Source organism: Rhizobacter sp. Root404, from assembly GCF_001425865.1.
In the GTDB taxonomy this organism is placed as follows: domain Bacteria; phylum Pseudomonadota; class Gammaproteobacteria; order Burkholderiales; family Burkholderiaceae_C; genus LMDS01.
Window position 1 is genome coordinate 662,545 of record NZ_LMDS01000001.1, and the last position, 22,856, is coordinate 685,400.

Consider the following 22,856-nt stretch of genomic DNA (forward strand, 5'->3'; position numbering starts at 1 on the left):
ATACTTCCGCATCGCCTTTCGCGCCCCCTTGACCACCACGTGCAAGACATCCGGACCGTCCTGCTGCTGATCGCCTTCCAGCAAGGCCTGTGCGCCTTCAGCTGGTGGGTGGGCGGCTGGCGCCTCGGTCTGCCGCGGTTCGTGGCGCTCCACTGGATGATCGCGGCGATGTCGACGGCGGTCGGTCTGGCGCTGATCCTGCAGCGCGGGGTGTGGCCGCCGTTCCTGACGCTGGTGGTCGCGAACCTGGCGATCATGTTCGCCTTCGTCGTGATGCGCCGCGGCGTGCAGCTGTTCCTGCGCCTGCCGGTGACGGATGGCGAGCACGTCGGCCTGCTGGCGTTCGACGCGATCCTGCTGCTCGGCTTCGTGGCGGGTGAACACACCACGGTGGCCGTCGTCGGTGCCTCGGTGCCGATCGCCTGGACGCTGCTGCGCGCCGCCTGGGAAAGCCACGCCGCCTTGCTGCGGGAGGGCTCGCGTGCGACGGCGCACGTGGTGGCGACGCCGCTGACGATCCTCGGCGCGCTGTTCGCGCTGCGCGCGATCGTCGGCCTGCTCGCGCCCGAGGTCGCCGCGCGTCCGCTGCACGAGGCGAACGCGTTCAACGGCGTGGTCGTGATGGTGTTAATGCTGGTCGGCCTGTTGCTGAACCTGGTGCTGGCGCTGATGGTCGTCGGCCGCTTGGTCAGCCGGTTGCAGCATCTGTCGGAACGCGATGCGCTGACCGGCTTGCTGAACCGCCGCGCGATCGCGCCGCTGCTGGCCCGTGAAGCGGGGCGCCTGCGCCGCTACGGCGAGAGCTATGCGCTGCTGATGGTCGACGTGGACCACTTCAAGACGATCAACGACTGCCATGGCCATGCCGCCGGCGACGCGGCGCTGGTGCAGCTGGCGCGGGTGCTGCGCGAGGCCGCGCGCGAGGTCGACAGCATCGCCCGCATGGGCGGCGAGGAGTTCTGCATCCTGCTGCCGCATTGCGACCAGGACGGTGCGATGCGGCTGGCCGAGCGCGTTCACGCGGCGATGCATGAAGCGGTATGGACCGGCGCGACGCAGCGGCTCACGGTGAGCGTCGGCGTGGCGGTCGCGCTCGCGCCCGAGGAAACGCCCGAGGCCGTGCTCGAGCGCGCCGATCAGGCTCTGTATCGCGCCAAGAACGACGGTCGCGACCGCGTGGTCGTGGCCGAGCCGCGCCGGCTGGCGGTGGCGTGACGCGGCGTCAGCGGCGGCCGTGCGGCGCGGCCTTGCGCGCGTGCGGGTCGTGGCGCCGCAGCCAGTCGAAGAATTCGGCGTACCAGAGCTGCGAGTTGCGCGGCTTCAGCACCCAGTGGTTCTCGTCCGGGAACCACAGCAGCCGCGCGTCGACGCCCTTGGCCTTCAGCGTGTTGTAGTAGGCCAGGCCCTGTTGATCCGGCACGCGGTAGTCGCGCGCGCCGTGGATCACCAGCGTCGGCGTCGCCATCGCGGCGACGAAATGGCTCGGGCTCTGGGCCTGGATCTTCAAAGGGTCGTCCCAGTACCAGCAGCCGAGTTCCTTGGCATGCCAGGTGTAGGCGTCGTCGCTGAACATCGCCTGCCAGTCGAAGCAGCCGGCGTGGCAGACGTAGGCGTTGTAGCGGCCGGCCTTCACGTGGCCGTTCATCCACGCGACCATGAAGCCGCCGTAGCTGCCGCCGGCCGCGAACAGCCGCTTGCGGTCGGCCCACGGTTGCTTCAGCAGCCAGTCGCTGCCGGCCTCCACGTCCTGCAGTTCCAGCTCGCCCCAGCGGTGCGTGATGCTGTCGAGAAAGGCCTGGCCGAAGCCGCTCGAGCCGTGGTAGTTGACGCAGGCGACGACGTAGCCCTGGGCCGCGAACGCGTGGGTGTTCCAGCGGTAGTGGAAGGTGTCGCCGGCCGCGGCGTGCGGGCCCCCGTGGATGCTGTGCAGCACCGGGTGCTTCTTCTTGCTGTCGAAGCGCGGCGGGTAGGTCAGCCACATCTGCACCGGCTCGCCGAGCGCACCCTTGAACGTGACCTCCTCGCAGTCGCCGAGGCGCAGCGTCGCGAGCAGCGCGTCGTTGAAGGTGTCGAGCCGCAGCGGTGCCTGGCCGTCGCGCACCGCGTGCACGCGCGCCGGGTGCATCAGCGTGTCGGCGCTGGCGACGATCACGCCGCCGGCGACGTCGAAGGCCTGGACCCAGCCGCCCTGCAACGCGACGCTCGCGGTGCGGCTGGCGATCGCATAGCGGTAGAGGTGGTTGCGCCCGCGGTCCTGGGCGCAGAAGTAAAGCGCCGCGGCATCGGCCGACCAGCGCAGCGGCGCCTCGACCGCGTGGTCCCACGCGTCGCTGAGCAGTGACCACGCGCCCCCGCGTTCCAGCACGGCGGCGAGCGCCGGCGCGGTGTGGCGCTGCGCGGTGTGCGCCGCCAGCATCGCGATGCGCCGGCCGTCGGGGCTGTAGCGCGGTGCGTCGAAGTCCCAGTCCGGGTCGGCGGTCAGCGCGGTGAACTTGCCGGATCGCAGCTGCAACTCGACCAGCGTCTTGCGGTTCTCGATGCGCTTCTCGGCCTGCGGGTCGTGCACGAACGCGAGGTGACGGCCGTCCGGCGCGATGTCGAAGAAGCCCGCGCCGGGGTCGGCGCGCGGCAGTTCGTAGGCCGTGCCTTCGAACAGGTCGGTGATGCGACCGCTGGCGAGGTCGAGCACGTGCAGGTGCGGCACGCGGCCCATCGGCAGGTTGTCGTCCCAGAAGCGGTACTGCGCCTCGCTGGTGACGTAGCCCGTGGCCTTGCGGTCCTGGAACTCCCGCCACCGCCTGGCCTGCGCCTTGGTGCCCTTCAGCTCCGGCCAGACCCAGGCGACGAACGCGAGCCGCTTGCCGTCCGGGAACCACTTGAACGCGCCGACCCCGGGCGCGAAGTGGGTGGCGCGCCGCGCCTCGCCGCCGTCCGGCGCGATCAGGTACAGCTGCGCCGATTCGTCCTTGCGGCCCTCCTGCTCGCGGCGCGCGATGAAGGCGATCTGCTCGCCGCTGGGCGACCACTGCGCCTGGCCGTCCTTCTCGCCGCAGCTCGTCAGGCGCCGCGGCGCGCCCCCGAAGGTCGAGAGCAGCCACAGGCTGGCGACACTCTTGTTGTCCTCCATCGAGAAGCTGCTGACCGCGCACACCGCCTGCGCGCCGTCGGGCGCGAGCGACAGGCCGCCGATGCGCTCGAATTTCCAGAGGTCGTCGATGGTGATGAGTTTCTTCTTGTCGGGCATGGTTTTCTCTCTGTGGCGACAGCGGAACGCGTGAACGCGATCAACCCGACAACAGCGCCGCGTGCGCGCGGGCGCCGACGCCGATCAGGAAGATCATCGACAGGTAGGCCAGGGCGGCCGCAGCGGCGGCCTTCAGCGCCGTGAGCCACGGACGACCCCGGTAGAACTGCGCGCCGGCCCACCCGAAGTACGCGAACCAGGCAGCCCAGAACAATTGCACCGCCATCTGCGACGGCACCAGCGATGAGCTGGCGAATGCCACCGGGATCACGACGAGCAGCAGCAGCCCCCGCACGCTGAGCGCATAAGCCGCCAGCACCATGTGCTCGAACAGGTTCAGGCGCGCCGAGCGGAACATCAACGCGCAGCAGCCGCCGAGCAGCGGAACCTGCGCGATCTGCAGCAGGTTGAAGTGACGCTGCAGCAGATCGGTGGGTGCGGCCGCGAGGCCGTCCTGCGCAAGCACCTGGTAGCCCGTGAGCTGGATGGCGAGTGCGCTCGTGCCGACGATCACCGTCAGCGTCGCGAACGGACCGTAGTGGCGCCGCCGCCGGCCGTCGACGAAATCCCGCGCGACCCGGCCCGGCCCGCTCAGCAACGCCCACAGGAACGCGAGCGGCGTGCGTTCGACGTTCGCGAAGGCGTGCAACAGGTCGCGGATGACGTCGACGAAGCGCAGGCGCGTGGTGTCGGCGCGCTGCCCGCACTGCCCGCAGAAGCGCTCGGTGCCGGCCAGCGCATTGCCGCAGTTCAGACAGCGCAGGCCCGGCGTCACCACCGCGTCAGGCCAGACGCGGCTTGTCGAGTTGCCAGCGCAGGTGCGTCTTCACCGTCGGCCACTCGGACTCGATGATGCTGTAGACGACGGTGTCGCGCAGCGTGCCGTTGGCCGCCCGGCCGTGGTTGCGCAGCACGCCGTCGAGCTTGGCGCCGAGCCGCTCGATCGCACGACGGCTCTGGTGGTTGAAGAAATGGGTGCGGAACTCGACCGCGATGCAGCCGAGCTGCTCGAACGCGTGGCCGAGCAGCAGCAGCTTGCACTCGGTGTTGAACGGGCTGCGCTGCATGCGCATCGCGGTCCAGGTGGAGCCGATCTCGACCCGCTTGTTCACCGCGTCGACGTTCATGTAGGTCGTCATGCCGACGATGCGCCCGGCGGCGTCGAAGCTCGTGAACGGCAGCATCGACCCCTTGGCCTGCAGCTCGAGCCGGCGCTCGATCTCCGCCCCCATCGCGTCGGGCGCGGGCACGTTCGTGTACCAGATCTTCCACAGATCGCCTTCGCGCGCGGCCTCGGCCAGGCCGGGAAGATGGTCCTTCGCGAGCGACTTCAGCGCGCAGTGAGCGCCGCTCAGTTCGACCGGGCTCAACCAGCTCATCGGTTGTTGCGCTGCATGAACACGAGCTTCTCGAACAGCGACACGTCCTGCTCGTTCTTCAGCAGCGCGCCGACCAGCGGCGGCACCGCGACCTTGTCGTCCTTGCTCTGCAGCACCTCGAGCGGGATGTCCTCGGCCAGCAGCAGCTTGAGCCAGTCGAGCAGCTCGCTGGTGCTCGGCTTCTTCTTCAGGCCGGGCAGGTTGCGCACGTCGTAGAAGTTCTTCAGCGCCGCCGACAGCAGTTCCTTCTTCAGGTTCGGGAAGTGCACATTGACGATCGCCTTCATCGTCTCGGCGTCGGGGAACTTGATGTAGTGGAAGAAGCAGCGGCGCAGGAACGCGTCCGGCAGCTCCTTCTCGTTGTTCGAGGTGATGAACACCAGCGGGCGGTGCGTCGCCTTGACCAGTTCGCGCGTCTCGTAGACGTAGAACTCCATCCGGTCGATCTCGCGCAGCAGGTCGTTCGGGAACTCGATGTCGGCCTTGTCGATCTCGTCGATCAGCAGCACGACCGGCTGCTCGGCGGTGAAAGCCTGCCACAGCACGCCCTTGACGATGTAGTTGTGGATGTCCTTGACCTTCTCGTCGCCGAGCTGGCTGTCGCGCAGCCGGCTCACCGCGTCGTACTCGTACAGGCCCTGCTGCGCCTTGGTCGTCGACTTGATGTGCCACTGCAGCAGCGGCATGCCCAGCGCCTGCGCCACCTCCTCGGCCAGCATGGTCTTGCCGGTGCCGGGTTCGCCCTTGATCAGCAGCGGGCGCTTCAGCGTCGACGCGGCGTTGACGGCCAGCATCAGGTCGGGCGTGGCGACGTAGTTTTCGGAGCCTTGGAACTTCATGGGGGTGGGCGGTGCGGCTGTGGTGTCGGGGTCTCGGATCAGTATAAGGGGGCCCCTATAATCGGTGGTTGGACTGAAATCACCGCCTGCTGAACCCATGAAAAATCTCGTCCGTTCGATGATCGCGCTCGTGGCAGCGCTCGGCTCGCTGGGCTTTGCGATGGAAGCAACGGCCCAGGACGCGAAGGCCGGCGAAAAGAAGGCCGCGATGTGCATCGGCTGCCACGGCATCCCCGACTACAAGGCGAGCTTCCCCGAGGTCTACCGCGTGCCGATGATCGCGGGCCAGAACGCGAAGTACATCGTCTCGGCGCTGACCCAGTACAAGAAGGGCGACCGCAAGCACCCGACGATGCGCGGCATCGCGGCCTCGCTGAGCGATCAGGACATGGCCGACCTGGCGGCGTTCTACTCGACCGAAGCCAAGTCCGAGCCGGTGACCGCCGCGCCGGCCGACGTGCCCGCGAACGTCGCCGAGCTGCTCAAGAAGGGCAACTGCGCGTCCTGCCACGGCGCCAACTTCAACACCCCGATCGACCCGAGCTACCCCAAGCTGGCCGGCCAGCACGGCGACTATCTGTACGTGGCGCTGCGCGAGTACCAGACCGACAAGAACGCGCTGGTCGGCCGCAACAACGCGATCATGATGGGCATGGCCCGCCCGTTCACGCATGCCGAGGCCAAGGTGCTCGCGAACTATTTCGCGACGCTGCCGGGCGAGCTGAAGACGGTGCCGCAATCGCGCTTTCGCTGACCGTCCCTCGCTCGCCTGAAAAGCCGCTGCCCGTCAGCGGCTTTTTCATGGCTGCTCGGGGCGCCCCTTCTCGATCGTGCGGCGCAGCAGCAGCGCGTTGGTCAGCACGCTGACGCTGGACAGCGCCATCGCCGCACCCGCGACCACCGGGCTCAGCGCGCCCGCCATCGCCAGCGGGATGCCGACCACGTTGTAGGCCAGCGCCCAGAACAGGTTCTGGCGGATCTTGGCGTGGGTCGCGCGCGCGATGCCGATCGCCCTGGCCACCAGCGCCAGGTCGCCGCGCAGCAGCGTGATTCCGGCGGCCTGCATCGCCACGTCGGTGCCGCCGCGCGCCGCGATCGCGATGCCGACATCGGCGGCGGCCAGGGCCGGCGCGTCGTTGATGCCGTCGCCCACCATCGCAACGGGCCCGTGCGACTTCAGCGCGTCGATGATCGCGGCCTTGTCGCCGGGCAGCACCTCGGCGCGGGTGTCGGCGTCGATGTCGTCGATGCCGAGTTCCCTGGCGATCGCGCCGACACTCGCGCGCGCGTCGCCGCTGACGATCAGCGTGCGCAGGCCGAGGCGGCGCAGGTTGTCGAGCGCGGCCCGCGCCCCCGGACGCAGCGAGTCGCCGAACGCCAGCAGCCCCAGCAGCTGCGCGGGGCGCTGCGGATCGCACTGGGCGAGCCATGACACGGTGCGGCCGGCCGATTGATACGGCGCCGCCTGTGCATCGAGCACGGCGCGGTCGACGCCGAGTTCGGTCATCAGCCGCGCATTGCCGAGCCGCAGGTCGCGGCCCGCGGACACGCCGGCGACACCGCGGCCGGGCAGGGCGCGCAGGTCGCCTGCCGGAACGATCGGCGAGGCCGCGGCGTCGAGGACCGCGCGCGCGAGCGGGTGTTCGCTCCCGGACTGCAGCGCCGCGGCCAGCTCGACCAGCGCGGGCGCCGCGAGACCACCGCCCTGGTCCGGCACCGCGGCGACGAGCGACGGGTGGCCGACGGTCAGCGTGCCGGTCTTGTCGAACACCACGGTCGCGAGCGCCTGCGCCCGTTCGAGTGCCGGCGCGTCCTTGATCAGGATGCCGAGCCGCGCCGCGGCGCCGGTCCCCACCATGATCGCCGCCGGCGTGGCCAGGCCCAGCGCGCACGGGCACGCGATCACCAGCACCGAGACGGCATTGATCAGGCCGGCCGGCCAGTCGCCCGTCGCGAAGCCCCAGCCGAGCAGTGTCAGCAGCGCGAGTGCCAGCACCACCGGCACGAACACCGCGCTGATGCGGTCGACCACGCGCTGCACCGGCGCCTTGCCGGCCTGCGCCGACTCGACCAGCCGCACGATGCGCGCGAGTGCCGATTCGGCACCGATCGCCGTCGTGCGCACCACCATCAGGCCCTCGCCGTTGACGGCGCCGCCGGTCACCGTGTCGCCCGGGTGCTTCGCGATCGGCAGACTCTCGCCGGTCAGCAGCGATTCGTCGACATGGCTCGCGCCCTTGGTCACCACGCCGTCGGCCGGCACGCGCTCGCCGGGGCGCACGACGACCAGGTCGCCGACGACGAGCGCGCCGATCGCGAGGGTCTGCTCGACGCCGTCGCGGCGCACGGTCGCCGTCGCCGGCCGCAGCGCCTGCAGCGCGCGGATCGCATCCGTGGTCTGGCGCTTGGCCCTGGCCTCCAGCCACTTGCCCAGCAGCACCAGCGTGATCACGACCGCGGCCGACTCGAAGTAAAGATGGCCGGAGGCGCCGCGCAGCAACTCGTACACGCTCAGGCCGTAGGCGGATGAGGTGCCGAGCGCAACCAGCAGGTCCATGTTCGCGCTGCCCGCCCGCACCGCGCTCCAGCCCGCGCGGTAGAAGCGCGCGCCGAGCCAGAACTGCACCGGCGTCGCCAGCAGCCACTGCAGCCAGCCGGGCACGAGCGCGTGCGCATGCGGGTCGAACGGTGCGGCCAGCATCGGCAGCAGCAGCGGTGCCGACAGCAGGGCGGCCAGCACAACGGGCCAGACGCCGGCGGACGGTGAGGGGACGACGGGGGCGTCCGGCGTGTCCGGCACGTCGTGCGCCTCGTAACCAGCGTCGTGCACGGCACGGATCAGCGCGGTGGTGTCGATCACGGTGCGGTCGTGCACCACCTCGGCCTGTTCGGTCGCCAGGTTCACGGTCGCCGAGGTGACGCCCGGCACCTTCGACAGCGCGCGCTCGACCCGCGAGACGCAGGAAGCGCAGGTCATGCCGTCGATGCGCAGCGACAGCGGTGTGCTTGAGGGAGTGTTCATGCTGCGCAGCTTAGACCTTGCCCTCGTGGCAAGGTCAACCCGGCCCGTCATGACCCGGCGCTTGACCTTGCCACCGGGGCAAGGTCGATACTGCCGTCATCCCCACGAACCGGAGCCCTTCGATGATCGAACTGACCGTTCCCACCATGACCTGCGGCCACTGCGTCAAGACCGTCACCCGCACCGTTCAGCAGGTCGATCCTGCAGCCCGCGTCGAAACCGACCTGGCGCTGCACCGGGTGCGCATCGAGTCCGCGTTGGACCCGCACGCCTTCGATGCCGCGCTGACCGACGAGGGCTACGCGCCCCAGGCCGCGGCCTGAAACTTGCTCGCTGCGCCGGCACGCGGCTGAGGTTTTCCCTGCCCCTGGCGCGTCGGGTGCCGGCCCTAAACTGCCGGTCTTCACACTTGCCGGAGCAAGACAGAATGAAACGAGCATCCTCCGCCGCGCTGACCGCGGTCGCGCTGGCGCTGGGCCTGTGCAGTGCAGGCACCTATGCGCAGACCCTGCGCTGGGCCTCGCAAGGCGACCTGCAGACCCTCGATCCCTACTCGCGCAACGAGTCGCTGACCAACTCGATCAACGGCCAGGTCTACGAGACGCTGACCGGGCGCGACAAGCAGCTCGCGATCGTGCCGATGCTCGCCACCGAATGGCAGCAGACCGGCCCGCTGCAGTGGCGCTTCAAGCTGCGTCCGAACGTCAAGTTTCACGACGGCACACCGTTCACCGCCGACGACGTGGTGTTTTCGTTCAAGCGCGCGCAGCAACCCAGCTCGGACATCAAGGTCTACGCCAATGCGATGGGCGAGCCGAAGAAGATCGACAACCTGACGGTCGAGTTCAACCTGAAGGACGTCGACCCGATCTTCCTGCAGCACGCCAACTCCGTGTTCATCATGAGCAAGGCGTGGGCCGAGAAGAACAACGCCACCAAGACCCAGGACTTCAACGCCGGCGAGCAGAGCTACGCCGCGATGAACGCCAACGGCACGGGCCCGTTCATGGTCGTCTCGCGCCAGCCCGACGTGAAGACCGTGTACAAGCGCAACCCGAACTGGTGGGGCAAGTTCGACGGCAATGTGCAGGACGTGGTCTACACCCCGATCAAGAGCAACTCGACCCGCGTCGCGGCGCTGATCTCCGGCGAGCTCGACTTCGTGCTCGACCCGCCCCCGACCGACACGCCGCGCCTGCGCAACACGCCCGGCGTGAAGGTGATCGACGGCCCCGAGAACCGCATCATCTTCATCGGCATGGACCAGGGCCGCGACGAACTGCTCTACAGCAGCGTCAAGGGCAAGAACCCGTTCAAGGACCAGCGCGTGCGCCAGGCGCTGTACCAGGCGGTCGACGAGGACAGCATCAAGACCAAGCTGATGCGCGGCCAGGCGGCGCCGACCGGCGCGACCATGGTCTCGCCGATGGGCACCTACAACGACCCGGCGCTCGAGAAGCGCCTGCCGTTCGATCCCGAGGCCTCGAAGAAGCTGCTCGCCTCGGCCGGCTATCCGGACGGCTTCGAGTTCACGCTCGACTGCCCGAACGACCGCTATGTCAACGACGAGGAGATCTGCAAGACGCTCGCGTCGATGTGGTCGAAGATCGGCATGAAGGTGCGCGTCAACGCGATGCCGCGCTCGATCTACTTCGCCAAGCTCGGCAACCTCGACACCTCGATGTACATGCTCGGCTGGGGCGGCTCGGTGACCGACGCCGAGACCACGCTGACGCCGATCTACCGCACCCGCGGGCCGGGGGGCGTCGGCAGCTTCAACTATGGCCAGGTCAACAACCCGAAGATGGACCAGCTCGCCGCGCAGTCGAGCAAGGAGGCCGATCCGGTCAAGCGCGAGGCACTGATCAAGGCCGCGATCAAGGAGCACAACGACCAGGTGCACCACATCCCGCTGCACCGCCAGTTCATCCCGTGGGCGACGCGCGCCAACGTCGAGGTCGCGCACCGTGCGGACAACTGGCTCGAGTGGGCCTGGATCAAGGTCAACCCGGCCAAGTAAGGGGCCCGTTTCCTTGCGTCTCGCGCTCGTCGCCTGCTGTCTGATCATCGCGGGCTGCGCCAGCGGCGGTGATTGCAGCAGCCCCTACGCGAACTCCCCGCAATTCAGGAGCTGCCAGTTCGCGAACCCGCCGAACCCGACCACGCCGCCCGGCGCCGGCACCTGGACGATCTGGTCGCGCTTCGTCTTCGCCACCAAGGTCGGTACCGTGCCGGTCGACCCGATCCCGGTGCGGCCGCTGACCGCGGCGCAACTCGATGCGCTCGATCCGCAGGCGAACCACGTCGTGCGCCTCGGCCACTCGTCGCACTTGCTCAAGCTGCGCGGCAAGTTCTGGCTGATCGACCCGGTGTTCGGCGAGCGCGCCTCGCCGGTCAGCTTCGCAGGCCCCAAGCGCTTCCACGCGCCGCCGCTGACGCTGCAGCAGCTGCCGCCGATCGAGGGGCTGATCCTGTCGCACGACCACTACGACCACCTCGACGTTCCGACGATCGAATACCTTGCGCAGCGCGTGCAGCGCTACTTCGTGCCGCTCGGCGTGAAGGCGCGGCTGGTCGAGATGGGCGTGCCGGCCGATCGCGTGCAGGAGTTCGACTGGTGGCAGGGCGCCGCCCATGCCGGCGTGCAGCTCACCGCGACGCCAGCGCAGCACTTCTCCGGACGCAGCCTGACCGACCGCAACCGCACGCTGTGGGCCTCGTGGGTGATCGAGAGCGGCGGCCAGCGCATCTTCTACAGCGGCGATTCGGGCTACTTCGGCGGCTTCGCGCAGATCGGCGAGCGTTTCGGCGGATTCGATCTGGCGCTGATGGAGAACGGCGCCTACGACGCCTACTGGCCCGCCGTGCACATGACGCCCGAGGAGTGCGTGCGGGCCTTCACCGACCTGCGCGGCAAGGTGCTGTACTCGGTCCACAACAGCACCTTCGACCTGGCCTTCCACCCCTGGCAGGACCCCCTCGAACGGCTGGCCAACCTCGCCGCCGCGAAGCACATCGAACTCGCGACGCCCGAGATCGGCGAGCCGATGACGGTGGGCGTGCCGCGTGCGAACAAGCGCTGGTGGGTGGGCTTGAAGTAGACGCGCGCTCAGGGTCTGCCGAATCCCACCTGCCGCGCGAACGACAACGCGAGGGTGGAGAGCAGGGTCATGGGAGGGACTCCGTCATGGCAGGCAGTCGCGCTGAAGACGCCGACATGGCCACAGCCGCAAGGGCTCAGGGGGCGCCGCACCGATCGCCCGATCGACCGCGATTCCTCAGCGGAAGTGCTGCAGCATCTGCTCCAGCGCCATCGTGAACGGCATCTGCATCATCGGCAGCGTCAGCAGCATGCCGATCAGGCCGACCGAGACGGTGATCGGGAAGCCGATCGCGAAGATGTTCATTTGCTGCGCGACGCGCGAGATGATCCCGAGCACCAGGTTGACGAACAGCAGCATCGCGATCATCGGCAGCGCGATCCACAGGCCGAGGCGGAACACCTCGGCGCCCCAGACCTGCGGTTGCACCGCGCGCAGGAACGCGAAAGGCTCCGGTCCGACCGGGAAGGCCTGGAAGCTCTGGACCACCGCGGCGATCAGCATCAGGTGCCCGCCGGTCACGATGAACAACCAGCTGACCGAGATGCCGAAGAAGCGGCTCGTCACGGTCGCCTCGCCGCCGGTCATCGGGTTGAAGAAGCCGGCGAAGTTCAGGCCCATCTGCAAGCCGATGACCTCGCCGGCGAACTCGACCGCGCTGAACACGATGCGCACCGCGAACCCGAGCGACAGGCCGATCAGCAGCTGCTGAACGACGGCGAGCAGCGCGATCGACGAATCGAGCGGAATCACCGGCATCGTCGGCAGCGTGGCCTGCGCGCAGAAGGCGATCAGGAACGCGAGCGCGATCCGCACCCGCGCCGGCACGCCGCGCTGCGCGAACACCGGCAGCGCGCCGAACAGCGCCAGCACGCGCAGGAAGGGCCACAGGATCGGCGTGATCCACGCGAGGACCTGGCCCTCGGTGAAGGTCAGCATCGGTTCTAGCCGACGGCGGAGGGGATCGCCTGCAGCGTGCGCTGCAGGTACTCGACCAGCGTCGTCAGCATCCACGGCCCGGCGATCGCGAGCACGACGACCGCGCCGACGACCTTGGGCACGAACGACAGCGTCGCCTCGTGGATCTGCGTCGCGGCCTGGAAGATGCTGACGAGCAGGCCGATCGCCAGCACGCTGAGCAGGATCGGTGCCGAGACCAGCAGCAGCATGTACAGGCCCTGCTGGCCGACGGTGAAGACTTGGGTGGCGTCCATGGGGTCAGGTCGAGAAGCTGGCGGCGAGCGAGCCGAGCAGCAGATTCCAGCCGTCCGCGAGCACGAACAGCATCAGCTTGAACGGCAGCGCGATCAGCACGGGCGAGAGCATCATCATGCCCAGGGACATCAGCACGCTGGCGACGATCATGTCGATGATCAGGAACGGGATGAAGATCAGGAAGCCGATCTGGAACGCGCTCTTCAGCTCGCTCGTGACGAACGCCGGCACCAGCACCTTGAACGGCACGTCGGCGGTCTTGACCGCGGGGTCGATCTTCGCGAGCTTGGCGAACAGCATCACGTCGGCCTGGCGGGTCTGCTTCAGCATGAACGCGCGCATCGGCACCTCGCCGCGCTTGAGCGCCTCGTCGAAGGCGATCTTGTTCTCGCTGTAGGGCTGATACGCCTCGGCATAGACCTTGTCGATCGTCGGGCTCATCACGAAGAAGGTCAGGAACAGGCTCAGGCCGATCACCACCTGATTCGGCGGCGCGGCCTGTGTGCCGATCGCCTGGCGCAGCAGGCTCAGCACGATCACGATCCGGGTGAAGCCGGTCATCAAGAGCAGCACCGCGGGCAGGAAGGACAGCGCGGTGAAGAACAGCAGCGTCTGGATCGGCACCGAGTAGCTGGTGCCGCCCGCGCCCTGGCCGATCACCAGCGGCAGCGCCGCGCCGCCGGTGGCCTGCGCTTCAGCCAGCGCCGGAACGGCCGATAGCACCGTGAAGGCGGCGAGCGTGCCGAGGCGGCGCACGCCGGGCGAGAAAGAAGATCGCTCAGCGTTCACCGGCCGTCCCCTTGTCCTGGCGGAACTTGCCGAGCAGCTGCGCGAACGCCGGCAGCGGGGCTGCGGGGAGCGCATCGCTCGCCGCGTCGCCTTGCGGCGCCATCGTGTGCAGCGTGGTGATCGATTGGGCCGTGACGCCGAGCACCAGCCAGCGGCGCTCGTCGCCCTGGCCGACCTCGATGGTCACGATGCGCTGGTTCGCCGACAGCGGCAGCGCCGCGATGCTGCGCATGGCGTTGCCCGCCGCGCCGCCGCCCAGCGGGGTGCGCTTGAGCAGCCACAGCGCTGCCGGGATCATCACGATGACCGCTACGAACCACAGCAGCGAAGTGAACGCGCCGGAAGAAGCTTGCATGTCGGAATCAGCCCCGGCTCAGGCGGCGCATGCGCTCGCTCGGCGTCACGATGTCGGTCAGCCGGATGCCGAACTTGTCGTTGACCACCACGACCTCGCCCTGCGCGATCAGGTAGCCGTTGACCAGCACGTCCATCGGCTCGCCGGCCAGCGCCTCGAGCTCGACGACCGAGCCCTGCGCGAGCTGCAGGATGTGCTTGATCGGAATCCGCGTGCGGCCCAGCTCCACGGTCAGCTGGACCGGGATGTCCAGGATCATGTTGATGTCGTTGCCGGCCGTGCTCGCGCCGGTGGGCGTGAAGTTCTGGAACGACGCGGGCGAGATCTGGTCCGCGGCGGCATGCACCTCGGAGGCCGTCTCGGGCTTGGATTCGGCCAGGGCCGCGGCCCATTCGGCGGCCATCGCGTCCGCGTCTTCCTGCGGCGCCGTGTTGTCAGCTGACATGTGAGTCTCCCAGCCAACCCTGTTCGGCGTTGGTCAGCAGTTGATTGACCTTGAGGGCGTACTTGCCGTTCGAGGTGCCGTAGTGGCAATCGAACACCGGCACGCCGACGACCTTGGCCTGGATGGCCTGTTGCAGATCCAGCTCGATGAAGTCACCTACCTTGAGCGACAGCAGCTGCTCGACCGTGGCCGGCGCCTGCGCCAGCTCGGCGATCAGTTCGACGTTTGCCGACTGGATCTGCTGCTTCATCAGATTGACCCAGCGGCGGTCGGGCTCGGCCGCGTCGCCCTGGATCGTCGAATACAGCACGTCGCGGATCGGCTCGAGCGTCGCGTACGGGATGCAGAAGTGGATGGTGCCGCTGGTGTCGCCGATCTCCAGCGTGAAGCTCGTCGCGACGACGATCTCGCTCGGCGTCGCGATGTTCGCGAACTGCGGCTGCATCTCCGAGCGCTGGTAGTCGAGCTCGAGCGGGTAGATGCCGGTCCAGGCCTTCTTGTACTCGGCCGTGATCACGTCGACCAGTCGGCCGATGATGCGCTGTTCGGTCGGCGAGAAGTCGCGCCCCTCGATGCGGGTGTGGTACTTGCCGGCGCCGCCGAACAGCGCGTCGATCACCGCGAACACCAGCGTCGGGTCGCAGACGATCAGTCCCGAGCCGCGCAGCGGCCGCACGCTGACGATGTTGAAGTTGGTCGGCACCACGATCTCGCGCAGGAAGGCGCTGTACTTCTGCACCTTGATGCTGCCGATCGAGATCTCCGGGCTGCGGCGGATGAAGTTGAACAGGCCGATCCGGATGTTGCGGGCGAACCGTTCGTTGATGATCTCCATCGTGGGCATGCGCCCGCGGACGATCCGCTCCTGGCTGGCCAGGTCGTAGTTGCGGATCGCGCCATCGTCGACCGCCTCCTGCTCGAGCTTCTGGCTTTCGCCGGTGATGCCCTGCAGCAGCGCGTCGACTTCGTCTTGCGAGAGGATCTGCTGGTTCATGTCACTGGACGATGAAGTTCGAGAAGTGCACGTGCTTGATCGGGTTCGGCTCGGCGTCGGCCTTCTTCCTTTTCTTGGCCTTCTTCTTCGTCGGCGCGGGCACCTCGTCGTCGATGACCTCCTCGCCCTCGGTCTTCTTCGCGGCGACCGGCTGCTCCGGCTCGTCGACCTCGATGCCCATCGTGCGGGAGGCGTCGCGCAGGATCTCGGCGGCGAGCTCTTCCTTGCCGGTGCGGTCGAGCAGTTCCTTGGAGCTCTTGTGCGCCAGGATCATCAGGATGCCGTTGCGGATCGCCGGCATGAACAGCTTCATCTGTTCGGCGAACTTGGCATCGACCACCTCGATCGTGATGCCGACCTGCGCGTAGCGGTCGGTGTCCTTGTCGGCCAGGTTGACGACGAACGGGTCGAGCGGCAGGAAGGTCGGGGGGTGCTTGAGGTCCGGCTTGTCGCTGTGGTGGGCGGCGTCGGCCTGGGCGGTGGTCTCGTCGCCGTTCTCGGCGGCCTGCGCGGCGGCGCGCTTCTTCAGGAAGAACGCGGCCCCGCCGCCCGCGATCAGCAGCACCAGCAGCACCGCCACGGCGATGATGATCAGCTTCTTCTTGCCCTTCTTCGCGGGCACGGCAGCGCCGGCGGTCACGGTGGGGGCAGCGGCAGCGGACATCGTCACTCCTTCGGTTCGCGCCGTCTGCGTGACGCGAAACGACTCGCGGCCCACGACGGCATGAAGGAAATTGTGGAAGCGCGGCGCCGGATCGAAGCGGCGATAAGCGGGCGTTTAGGCGCCCAGTAAGCCGCCTGGCGAGGCGGCCGGCCGGGTCGCCTTACGCGAAGGTGTCGACGCCGCCGGCACGCACCAGGCGGCGCGCGGCCGTGGTCACGCGCTGCAACTCCGGCGCGGCGACAGCGCGGCGCTCCTTGCCGGCACCGTGGTCGCCGGACTCGCCGCCCTCGCGGCGGCCGCCGGCGTGCTGCGAGACACCGCCGCCGGCGAGCGTGAAGCCGGCGTCGCGCAGCGCGCTGGCCAGTTCGGGCAGGCCGGCTTCGATGGCCTGGCGGGTGGCGGCCACGTCGGCGCCGAAATCGATCCGGGCCTGGGTGCCGTCCATCACGATCTGCACCGAGACCGGGCCCATGTCGGTCGGGTTCAGGTGCAGCTCGGCCTCGTGCACGCCGTCGCGCGCCAGCACGCTCAGGCGCAGCCCGAGTTCCTGGGCGAAGTCGGGCGTTTGGACCGGTGCGGCGATGGCCACGGCGGGGGTGGCGGCGCGGGGCGTGGTGTCGGGCGCCGCGATGGCGGCGGCGCTGCTGGCGCCCACGGCGTCGGCGCCGCGGACGGCACCGCGCTCGGCTGCGACCGGTTTCTCCGCCGCACGCTGCTCGGCCAGCGCGGCGGCGAATGGGGCGGTCGCCGGCAGGTCGGTGGCGCGGACGTGCGGCGTGGCGGGTTCGGCGTCGCGCTCGGCGACCAGGCCCCTGGCAGGACGCGCGCGACCGAGGCCGTCGGTGGCGGTTTCCGGCGGGGCGTCCTTCAGCGTCGCGTCGGCATGGTCCGCGTCGCCCTGGCCGCGGGCAGCCGGGGCGTTGGGCAGGCGTTGCTGGTCGGCCAGCCAGTGCATCACGGCCGGGTCGATCGGCGCGGGCGTCGGGTCGGCTTGGCCGGGCGCTGTCGCGGTGTCGTCGGTCGCGGCCGCCGCGGCCTCGGCGCGGGCCGAGCCCGGCGCCGCATGGGTGCTGGCTGGCGGCGTGGCGCGGTTCGCGTCGCCGCGGCCTTCCGCGGCGCGCAGCCGGGTGCGTTGCAGCGCGCGGGCGCGGCCCGCGGTGTCGGCCTCCGGTGCCGCGTCGCTGGCTTCGGCGGTCGACGCGTCGTCGTGCTCGGGGGCCGATTCGGGTGCCTTCGCTTTTGGCGCGTCGTGGGCCGGAACGGCCGCCTGCGGCGCCGGTGCAGGGGGCGTAGCCGGCATCGGCGGCGCGACGTTCCGGCTTTGTCGGAGCAGCGACGCGAAACCGGCGGGATCGCTGCTGGCGCTCGTCAGCGGCAGGTCGGCCGGCGTCGTGCCAGTGCGCAGGGAGGCGGGGTGCAGGGTCAGCATGAGGTTCGTTCCGGGCTCACATCAAGGGGGCGGGGCGGGTCGCGCCGATGCGCGTCCAGGCCGCGCGGCTGGCCGCTTCGTCGGTCTGTTTCTGGTCGCGGCGTTCGAGCTGCAGGCGCTGCTCGGCGAGCCGCCGTTCGATCAGCTTGCGCACCGAGGCGCAACGCAGTTCGGCCTCGCGCACCGCGAGCACCGCGCGTTCCGCGCCTTGCGCTGCGTGCTCCGCGATCCGCGTCTGCTGCTCCACGGCCAGCGTCAACCGCTCCATGAAGCTTTGGTAGCAGTGCACCAGCTCGATCTTGCCTTCGCGCTTGAACTGCGTGCCCCAACGCTGCTCGTAGTCGCGCCGGTAGTGGCGCAGCTGCTCGGCCTGCGCCTTCGCAGCGTCGGCGGCGCCCTGAGCGCGCTGTTTCTCGGCGAGCGCCGCGTCGCGCTGGCGCTCGTTCTGGCCCAGGAGGATCGTTAGCGTCTGGATGTCGGTCACGGGGTTCTCTGGTTCAAGCCGCGATCACCGCGCGCAGGTGCTGGACGCTGTTGCCGATCGCCGCGCTCTCGTGCATGCCCTGCTGCAGCAGCGCGACCATCGGCTGGTGCAGGCGCACCGCGGTGTCGAGTTCGGCGTCGTGCCCCGGCGCGTAGGCGCCGAGCTGGATCAGGTCGCGGGCCTTGTTGTGGCGTGCATGCAGCTGGCGGAAGCGCCGTGCGGCTTCGACGTGCTCGCTGCTGGCGACGCTGGTCATCACCCGCGAGACCGATTTCTCGATGTCGATCGCCGGGTAGTGGCCGGCCTCGGCCAGCTCGCGCGACAGCACGATGTGGCCGTCCAGGATGCCGCGTGCCGCATCGGCGATCGGGTCCTGCTGGTCGTCGCCTTCGCTGAGCACGGTGTAGAACGCGGTGATCGAGCCGCCGCCCTTCAGGCCGTTGCCGCTGCGCTCGACGAGCTGCGGCAGCTTCGCGAAGCAGCTCGGCGGGTAGCCCTTGGTCGCGGGCGGCTCGCCGATCGCCAGGGCGATCTCGCGCTGCGCCATCGCATAGCGGGTGAGCGAATCCATCAGCAACAGCACGTTCTGGCCGCGGTCGCGGAAGTGTTCGGCGATCACGGTGGCGTAGTTGGCGCCTTGCATCCGCACCAGCGGCGGCGCGTCGGCCGGGGCGGCCACGACGACCGAGCGGCGCATGCCTTCCTCGCCGAGGATGTCCTCGATGAATTCCTTCACTTCGCGGCCGCGCTCGCCGATCAGCCCGACGACGATCACGTCGGCCGCGGTGTAGCGCGCCATCATGCCGAGCAGCACCGACTTGCCCACGCCGGTGCCGGCGAACAGGCCGATGCGCTGGCCGCGGCCGACGGTGAGCATCGCGTTGATCGCGCGCACGCCAGTGTCGAGCGGGATGCGCACCGGGTCGCGGTCCATCGCGTTGATCGGGCGGCGCGTCAGCGGCTCCTTGTGCACATGGTCGATCGGGCCCTTGCGGTCCATCGGGTGGCCGTGCGAGTCGACGACCCGGCCAAGCAGGCCGTCGCCGACCGGCAGGTGCAGCGTGCGGTCCTCGTTGCGGCGCCACGGGTGGCGCGCGGCGCCGAGCTTCATCGGCACGACCGGCGAGGGCCGCGGCACGACGCGCGCGCCGCTGGCCAGGCCGGTCACGTCGCCGGTGGGCATCAGGTAGGCGCGGTCGCCCGAGAAGCCGACGACCTCGGCGATCACCGGCGACTGGCCTTCCATGCGCACTTCGCAGACCGAGCCGACCGGCACGCGAATGCCGGCGGCCTCGAGCACCAGCCCGGTCACGCGGACCAGCAGGCCCTGCGTCTCGAGCCGCACCTTGTCGGCCGAGAAGCTGCGCATGTCGGCGAGGTAGCGTTGCCACTTGTCGGCGGCGGCGGGCGGCACGGCGCCCGCTTGCGGCATGGGGGTCATGCGTCGGTGTCCGGTTCGACCGGCTCGGTCGCGTCCCAGCCTTCGTCGCAGCCCAGCGACGCGGCAGCTCGGCGCCAGCGGGTCTCGAGCGTCGCGTCGATCACGCCGATGTCGGATTCGACCAGCACGCCGCCGCGCGCCATCGTCGCGTCGGACAGCAGCCGCGCGCCGCGGGCGGCCAGCACGTCGGCCGCGCCCTGCGCGACGAACGGGTGGTCGTCGGGGTGGACGCGCAGCGTGATGTGCTTCGCGCTGAGCAGCAGCGTGTCGATGGCTTCCTGCGCCACCGCGGCGACCAGCGCCGGGTTCGATGCGAGCTCGCTGCGCACGATCTGGCGCGCCAGGTGCGTCGCGGAGATCGCCAGCGTGCGGGCCATGTCCTGCTGCAGCCCGCCGAGCTCGTTGCCGAGCGATTGCAGCAGTGCGCCGATCTGCGCGGTGGTCTGCGCGGCGTAGCTCTGCTTGAAGCCGTCGAGTGCGACGAGACCGTCGCGGTAGCCGTCCTGGTAGCCGGCCTGGCGCGCGGCGCGCAGCTGCGCGGCGAGCTGCGCCGCCACGTCGGGTTTCGGGGCTTCGTCGGGTGCGCGCTGCACGTTGGCCTGCGGCGGCGGGCCGCCGGCCAGATCGCCCGGCTGCCAGGCCTTGACGTCGTTCAGCTCCTCGCGCGGGATGAAGCGGGCGTAGGCGCGGGCCGCGTCGTTCCGCGACGGGATGTTCTTGGCGCCGCGGAACGGGTCGCGCGGTTCAGAGGAAGTCATCGTCGCCTCCGCCGCTCAGCACGATCTGGCCTTCGTCGGCCAGGCGGCGCACGACCTTCAGCATTTCCTTCTGCTCGGCCTCGACCTCCGAGACCCGGACCGGGCCGCGCGATTCGAGGTCCTCGCGCAGCGTCTCGGCGGCGCGCGTGGACATGTTCTTGAACACCTTCTCGCGCATCTCCGGCGTCGCGCCCTTCAGCGCAATCACCAGCGATTCGCTCTGCACTTCCTTCAGCAGCGCCTGGATGCCCTTGTCGTCGATCTTCTCGAGATCGTCGAACGTGAACATGTTGTCCATGATCTTCTGCGCGAGATCGTTGTCGGCTTCGCGGATGTAGTCGAGCACCGCGGTCTCGACGCTCGTGCCCATCAGGTTGATCATCTCGGCTGCGGCCTTGACGCCGCCCAGCGTGGTCTTGCGGGTGCGCTCGCCGCCGGCGAGCACGCGGCCCATCACCTCGTTCAGGTCCTTCAGCGCCGAGGGCTGGATGCCGTCGAGCGTGGCGACCCGAACCAGAACTTCATTGCGCTGGCGCTCGGAAAAGGTTTTCAGCACATCCGCCGCGTGGTCGAAATCCAGGTGCACGAGGATCGCCGCGACGATCTGCGGATGCTCGATGCGCAGCAGCTCGCCGACCGAGGTCGGGTCCATCCACTTCAGGCTCTCGATGCCCGCCGTGTCGCCGCCGCCCTGCATGATCCGGTCGATCAGCAGGTTGGCCTTGTCGTCGCCCAGCGCCTTGCGCAGCACCGACTTGACGTACTCGTCGGTGTCGCTGACCAGCATGCTTTGATCGGCCGCCGAGTTGTTGAACATCTCCAGCACGCCGTCGACGCGCTCGCGCGAGATCGACTTCATCTTCTGGATCGTCTCGCCCAGGCCCTGCACTTCCTTCGGCGTCAGGTGCTTGAAGACGCCGGCGGCTTCTTCCTCGCCCAGCGACATCAGCAGGATCGCTGCGTTTTCCAGACCCGTGTCGTCCACCGTACTGCTCCTTGTGTTCTTGTTCGATGCCGTCAGCTCTTGGCCGCGACGGTCTCGCCGCTGACCCAGCCGCGCACGATGCCCGCCACCGCGGCCGGGTTGTCCTTGGCGAGCGCCTTCGCGTTCGCGAGGTGCTCCACGCTCTTCGGGGCCGGCAGGGCCGGCAGGTCCTGCGCGTCGTCGACGACCGCGCTCAGCTTGGCACCCGGTGCGGGCGCGGGCGGCGGCGCAAGCGCGGCCTTCAGGGCCGGGCGCACCAGGCCGAAGAACACCAGCAGCGCGACCAGCGCCAGGCCCGCGGGCACCGCCAGGCTGCGCAGCGTGTCGATCACGTCCGGGTTCTTCCACAGCGGCACGTCGACCGTGTTGACCGGCTCGACCTTGAACGGCGCGTTGATCACCTTGACCGAATCGCCGCGCTCCTGCTTGAAGCCGATGCTCTCGCGCACCAGGGCGGTCAGCTTGTCGATCTCCTCGGTCGACAGCGGCACCTGGGTGGTCTTGCCCTTGGCGTCGGTGACCGAGCGGTTGTTGACGACGACCGCGGCGTTCAGGCGCTTGACGTTGCCGCTGGCGTTGCGCGTGACGCGCACGGTCTTGTCGACTTCGTAGTTGGTGGTCGCATCACGCCGGCCGCTGGCACCGGCGCCGGCGGTGCCGCCCTGCGCGGTCTGCAGCGGCTGCGAGGCGCCGGTCAGCGGCGCGGTGGCGGCCACCGGCGGCTGGTTGGAGGCCGCACCCGGCACGCCGCTGGGCTGCGCGCCGGCGCCGCCGGGCTGCTCGGAGACCTGCTGGCTGCGGATCGAGACCTTGGCCTCGGCGCCCTGGTTGGGCTTGAATTCTTCCGAGGTCGCCTCGGTCTGCGAGAAGTCGATGTCGGCGGCAACCGTGGCGCGCAGGTTGTCGCGGCCGACGATCGGCTCCAGCAGTTCGAGGATGCGCTTCGAGTAGCCGCTCTCGATCTGGTTCACGTACTGCAGCTGCTGCGCGTCGAGCCCGGCCGAGGGCTGACCGTCGCCGCCGCTGGTCAGCAGCGCGCCGGTCTGGTCGAGCACGCTGACCGACTTCGGGTCGAGCTCGGGCACGCTGCTCGAGACCAGGTGGACGATGCCGGCGACCTGCGCACGGTCGAGCGAGCGGCCGGGGTGCAGCGTCAGCAGCACCGACGCGCTGGGCTTCTGCTGCTCGCGGAAGAAGCCGTTCTGGTTCGGCAGCGCCAGGTGGACGCGGGCGTTTTGGACCGCGGCCATCGAGGTGATCGAGCGGGTCAGTTCGCCTTCGAGACCGCGCTGCGCGGTCAGGCGCTCCTGGAACTGGGTCTGGCCGAAGCGGGCGCTGTCCATCAGCTCGTAGCCCGAGACCGAGCCCTTCGGCAGCCCCGCGGTCGCGAGCTTCAGGCGCAGGTCGTGCACCTGCAGCGCCGGCACCAGGATCGCCGCGCCGCCTTCGCTCATGCGGTAGGGCACGTTCATCTGCGAGAGCTGGGCGATGACCGCGCCGCCGTCCTTGTCGGACAGGTTCGCGTACAGCACCTTGAAGTCGCCCTTGCTGCTCCACATCGTCATCGCCAGCACCACCCCGGCCAGCGCCGCCACGCCCAGTGCCATGCTGAGCTTGCTGCGCATCGGCAGCGCGGCCATGCGGCCGGCGAAGCTCGCCGGTTCGACGAGCGGGAGAGCGGGGTTGATGGCGACTGCGTCGTTCATGGGTCG

At 69.5% G+C, this 22,856-nt stretch carries 23 protein-coding genes; 5 read left to right on the forward strand and 18 right to left on the reverse strand.

The window, feature by feature from the left end:
- Positions 1-39 precede the first annotated feature (39 nt).
- Positions 40-1,215: a diguanylate cyclase gene (locus ASC76_RS02910; RefSeq protein WP_056462086.1), complete on the forward strand. Its 1,176-nt coding sequence runs from the start codon at positions 40-42 to the stop codon at positions 1,213-1,215.
- Between the two features lie 7 nt (positions 1,216-1,222).
- Here the strand turns inward: ASC76_RS02910 and ASC76_RS02915 are convergent, their stop codons facing one another.
- Genes ASC76_RS02915 through ASC76_RS02930 form a run of 4 tightly spaced genes read right to left on the reverse strand, consistent with a single transcriptional unit; the run spans position 1,223 to position 5,462 of the window.
- Entirely contained in the window at positions 1,223-3,244 is a 2,022-nt protein-coding gene (locus tag ASC76_RS02915; protein ID WP_056462089.1) for a S9 family peptidase, read from the reverse strand.
- Between the two features lie 40 nt (positions 3,245-3,284).
- On the reverse strand, positions 3,285-4,019 hold the full coding sequence (locus tag ASC76_RS02920; protein WP_162247054.1) for a DUF3667 domain-containing protein: 735 nt from the start codon (positions 4,017-4,019) through the stop codon (positions 3,285-3,287).
- A 7-nt stretch (positions 4,020-4,026) separates the two neighbouring features.
- A complete protein-coding gene (locus tag ASC76_RS02925; RefSeq protein ID WP_056462095.1) occupies positions 4,027-4,623 on the reverse strand; it encodes a GNAT family N-acetyltransferase in 597 nt (198 codons plus the stop codon).
- The gene (locus ASC76_RS02930) at positions 4,620-5,462 is read right to left on the reverse strand and encodes a MoxR family ATPase (RefSeq protein WP_056462098.1); all 843 of its coding nucleotides are present in this window, start codon (positions 5,460-5,462) and stop codon (positions 4,620-4,622) included. Before ASC76_RS02930 ends, ASC76_RS02925 begins: the two co-directional genes overlap by 4 nt.
- 97 nt (positions 5,463-5,559) lie before the next feature.
- On the opposite strand from ASC76_RS02930, the gene ASC76_RS02935 reads away from it, so the two are divergent.
- On the forward strand, positions 5,560-6,216 hold the full coding sequence (locus ASC76_RS02935) for a cytochrome c (protein ID WP_056462101.1): 657 nt from the start codon (positions 5,560-5,562) through the stop codon (positions 6,214-6,216).
- A 45-nt stretch (positions 6,217-6,261) separates the two neighbouring features.
- On the opposite strand, the gene ASC76_RS02940 is transcribed toward ASC76_RS02935, so the two are convergent.
- On the reverse strand, positions 6,262-8,484 hold the full coding sequence (locus ASC76_RS02940; protein WP_056462104.1) for a cation-translocating P-type ATPase: 2,223 nt from the start codon (positions 8,482-8,484) through the stop codon (positions 6,262-6,264).
- Between the two features lie 122 nt (positions 8,485-8,606).
- Between ASC76_RS02940 and ASC76_RS02945 the strand changes: the two genes are divergently transcribed.
- The 3 genes from ASC76_RS02945 to ASC76_RS02955 all read left to right on the forward strand — a co-directional run bounded on the left by ASC76_RS02945 (position 8,607) and on the right by ASC76_RS02955 (position 11,585).
- Positions 8,607-8,807: a heavy-metal-associated domain-containing protein gene (locus tag ASC76_RS02945; protein ID WP_056462107.1), complete on the forward strand. Its 201-nt coding sequence runs from the start codon at positions 8,607-8,609 to the stop codon at positions 8,805-8,807.
- A gap of 104 nt (positions 8,808-8,911) precedes the next feature.
- Positions 8,912-10,504 carry an ABC transporter substrate-binding protein gene (locus ASC76_RS02950; protein WP_056462110.1) on the forward strand — a complete coding sequence of 531 codons (1,593 nt, stop codon included), beginning with the start codon at positions 8,912-8,914 and terminating at the stop codon, positions 10,502-10,504.
- A 13-nt stretch (positions 10,505-10,517) separates the two neighbouring features.
- Positions 10,518-11,585: an MBL fold metallo-hydrolase gene (locus ASC76_RS02955; protein WP_056462112.1), complete on the forward strand. Its 1,068-nt coding sequence runs from the start codon at positions 10,518-10,520 to the stop codon at positions 11,583-11,585.
- Positions 11,586-11,762: 177 nt separating this feature from the next.
- On the opposite strand, the gene fliR is transcribed toward ASC76_RS02955, so the two are convergent.
- The 13 genes from fliR to fliF form a co-directional block, all read right to left on the reverse strand.
- Positions 11,763-12,524, reverse strand: a complete 762-nt coding sequence (fliR, locus tag ASC76_RS02960; RefSeq protein ID WP_056462115.1) for a flagellar biosynthetic protein FliR — start codon at positions 12,522-12,524, stop codon at positions 11,763-11,765.
- A gap of 5 nt (positions 12,525-12,529) precedes the next feature.
- Complete coding sequence (gene fliQ / locus ASC76_RS02965) at positions 12,530-12,799, reverse strand: flagellar biosynthesis protein FliQ (RefSeq protein WP_056462118.1); 270 nt, start codon at positions 12,797-12,799, stop codon at positions 12,530-12,532.
- A 4-nt stretch (positions 12,800-12,803) separates the two neighbouring features.
- A complete protein-coding gene (gene fliP, locus ASC76_RS02970; protein ID WP_056462121.1) occupies positions 12,804-13,556 on the reverse strand; it encodes a flagellar type III secretion system pore protein FliP in 753 nt (250 codons plus the stop codon).
- Positions 13,557-13,578: 22 nt separating this feature from the next.
- Complete coding sequence (locus ASC76_RS02975) at positions 13,579-13,944, reverse strand: flagellar biosynthetic protein FliO (protein WP_056462124.1); 366 nt, start codon at positions 13,942-13,944, stop codon at positions 13,579-13,581.
- Positions 13,945-13,951: 7 nt separating this feature from the next.
- Positions 13,952-14,389 (reverse strand): flagellar motor switch protein FliN, encoded by a 438-nt coding sequence (gene fliN / locus ASC76_RS02980; RefSeq protein WP_056462127.1) that lies wholly within the window; start codon positions 14,387-14,389, stop codon positions 13,952-13,954.
- A complete protein-coding gene (gene fliM, locus ASC76_RS02985; RefSeq protein ID WP_056462130.1) occupies positions 14,379-15,383 on the reverse strand; it encodes a flagellar motor switch protein FliM in 1,005 nt (334 codons plus the stop codon). Before fliM ends, fliN begins: the two co-directional genes overlap by 11 nt.
- A 1-nt stretch (position 15,384) precedes the next feature.
- Complete coding sequence (fliL, locus tag ASC76_RS02990) at positions 15,385-16,047, reverse strand: flagellar basal body-associated protein FliL (RefSeq protein WP_056463116.1); 663 nt, start codon at positions 16,045-16,047, stop codon at positions 15,385-15,387.
- Between the two features lie 160 nt (positions 16,048-16,207).
- Positions 16,208-17,476, reverse strand: coding sequence for a flagellar hook-length control protein FliK (locus tag ASC76_RS02995; RefSeq protein WP_056462133.1), 1,269 nt, complete (start codon positions 17,474-17,476; stop codon positions 16,208-16,210).
- A 16-nt stretch (positions 17,477-17,492) separates the two neighbouring features.
- Positions 17,493-17,960 (reverse strand): flagellar export protein FliJ, encoded by a 468-nt coding sequence (locus ASC76_RS03000; protein ID WP_056462136.1) that lies wholly within the window; start codon positions 17,958-17,960, stop codon positions 17,493-17,495.
- A 13-nt stretch (positions 17,961-17,973) separates the two neighbouring features.
- The gene (gene fliI / locus ASC76_RS03005; RefSeq protein ID WP_056462139.1) at positions 17,974-19,401 is read right to left on the reverse strand and encodes a flagellar protein export ATPase FliI; all 1,428 of its coding nucleotides are present in this window, start codon (positions 19,399-19,401) and stop codon (positions 17,974-17,976) included.
- Positions 19,398-20,159: a flagellar assembly protein FliH gene (locus ASC76_RS03010; RefSeq protein WP_056462142.1), complete on the reverse strand. Its 762-nt coding sequence runs from the start codon at positions 20,157-20,159 to the stop codon at positions 19,398-19,400. Before ASC76_RS03010 ends, fliI begins: the two co-directional genes overlap by 4 nt.
- The gene (gene fliG, locus ASC76_RS03015) at positions 20,146-21,144 is read right to left on the reverse strand and encodes a flagellar motor switch protein FliG (protein WP_056462145.1); all 999 of its coding nucleotides are present in this window, start codon (positions 21,142-21,144) and stop codon (positions 20,146-20,148) included. Before fliG ends, ASC76_RS03010 begins: the two co-directional genes overlap by 14 nt.
- Positions 21,145-21,176: 32 nt before the next feature.
- Positions 21,177-22,850, reverse strand: coding sequence for a flagellar basal-body MS-ring/collar protein FliF (fliF, locus tag ASC76_RS03020; RefSeq protein ID WP_056462147.1), 1,674 nt, complete (start codon positions 22,848-22,850; stop codon positions 21,177-21,179).
- Positions 22,851-22,856 lie beyond the last annotated feature (6 nt).

Excerpts from the sequence above, each read along its gene's own strand:
- ASC76_RS02950 (WP_056462110.1), top strand. The coding sequence starts at position 8,912 with ATGAAACGAGCATCCTCCGCCGCGCTGACCGCGGTCGCGCTGGCGCTG.
- ASC76_RS02940 (WP_056462104.1), bottom strand. The coding sequence starts at position 8,484 with ATGAACACTCCCTCAAGCACACCGCTGTCGCTGCGCATCGACGGCATG.
- fliF (WP_056462147.1), bottom strand. The coding sequence starts at position 22,850 with ATGAACGACGCAGTCGCCATCAACCCCGCTCTCCCGCTCGTCGAACCG.
- fliN (WP_056462127.1), bottom strand. The coding sequence starts at position 14,389 with ATGTCAGCTGACAACACGGCGCCGCAGGAAGACGCGGACGCGATGGCC.
- ASC76_RS02915 (WP_056462089.1), bottom strand. The coding sequence starts at position 3,244 with ATGCCCGACAAGAAGAAACTCATCACCATCGACGACCTCTGGAAATTC.
- ASC76_RS02935 (WP_056462101.1), top strand. The coding sequence starts at position 5,560 with ATGAAAAATCTCGTCCGTTCGATGATCGCGCTCGTGGCAGCGCTCGGC.
- ASC76_RS02975 (WP_056462124.1), bottom strand. The coding sequence starts at position 13,944 with ATGCAAGCTTCTTCCGGCGCGTTCACTTCGCTGCTGTGGTTCGTAGCG.
- ASC76_RS02995 (WP_056462133.1), bottom strand. The coding sequence starts at position 17,476 with ATGCTGACCCTGCACCCCGCCTCCCTGCGCACTGGCACGACGCCGGCC.
- fliL (WP_056463116.1), bottom strand. The coding sequence starts at position 16,047 with ATGTCCGCTGCCGCTGCCCCCACCGTGACCGCCGGCGCTGCCGTGCCC.
- ASC76_RS02925 (WP_056462095.1), bottom strand. The coding sequence starts at position 4,623 with ATGAGCTGGTTGAGCCCGGTCGAACTGAGCGGCGCTCACTGCGCGCTG.
- ASC76_RS02945 (WP_056462107.1), top strand. The coding sequence starts at position 8,607 with ATGATCGAACTGACCGTTCCCACCATGACCTGCGGCCACTGCGTCAAG.
- fliR (WP_056462115.1), bottom strand. The coding sequence starts at position 12,524 with ATGCTGACCTTCACCGAGGGCCAGGTCCTCGCGTGGATCACGCCGATC.
- fliI (WP_056462139.1), bottom strand. The coding sequence starts at position 19,401 with ATGACCCCCATGCCGCAAGCGGGCGCCGTGCCGCCCGCCGCCGCCGAC.
- ASC76_RS02930 (WP_056462098.1), bottom strand. The coding sequence starts at position 5,462 with ATGAAGTTCCAAGGCTCCGAAAACTACGTCGCCACGCCCGACCTGATG.
- fliQ (WP_056462118.1), bottom strand. The coding sequence starts at position 12,799 with ATGGACGCCACCCAAGTCTTCACCGTCGGCCAGCAGGGCCTGTACATG.
- fliM (WP_056462130.1), bottom strand. The coding sequence starts at position 15,383 with ATGAACCAGCAGATCCTCTCGCAAGACGAAGTCGACGCGCTGCTGCAG.
- ASC76_RS03010 (WP_056462142.1), bottom strand. The coding sequence starts at position 20,159 with ATGACTTCCTCTGAACCGCGCGACCCGTTCCGCGGCGCCAAGAACATC.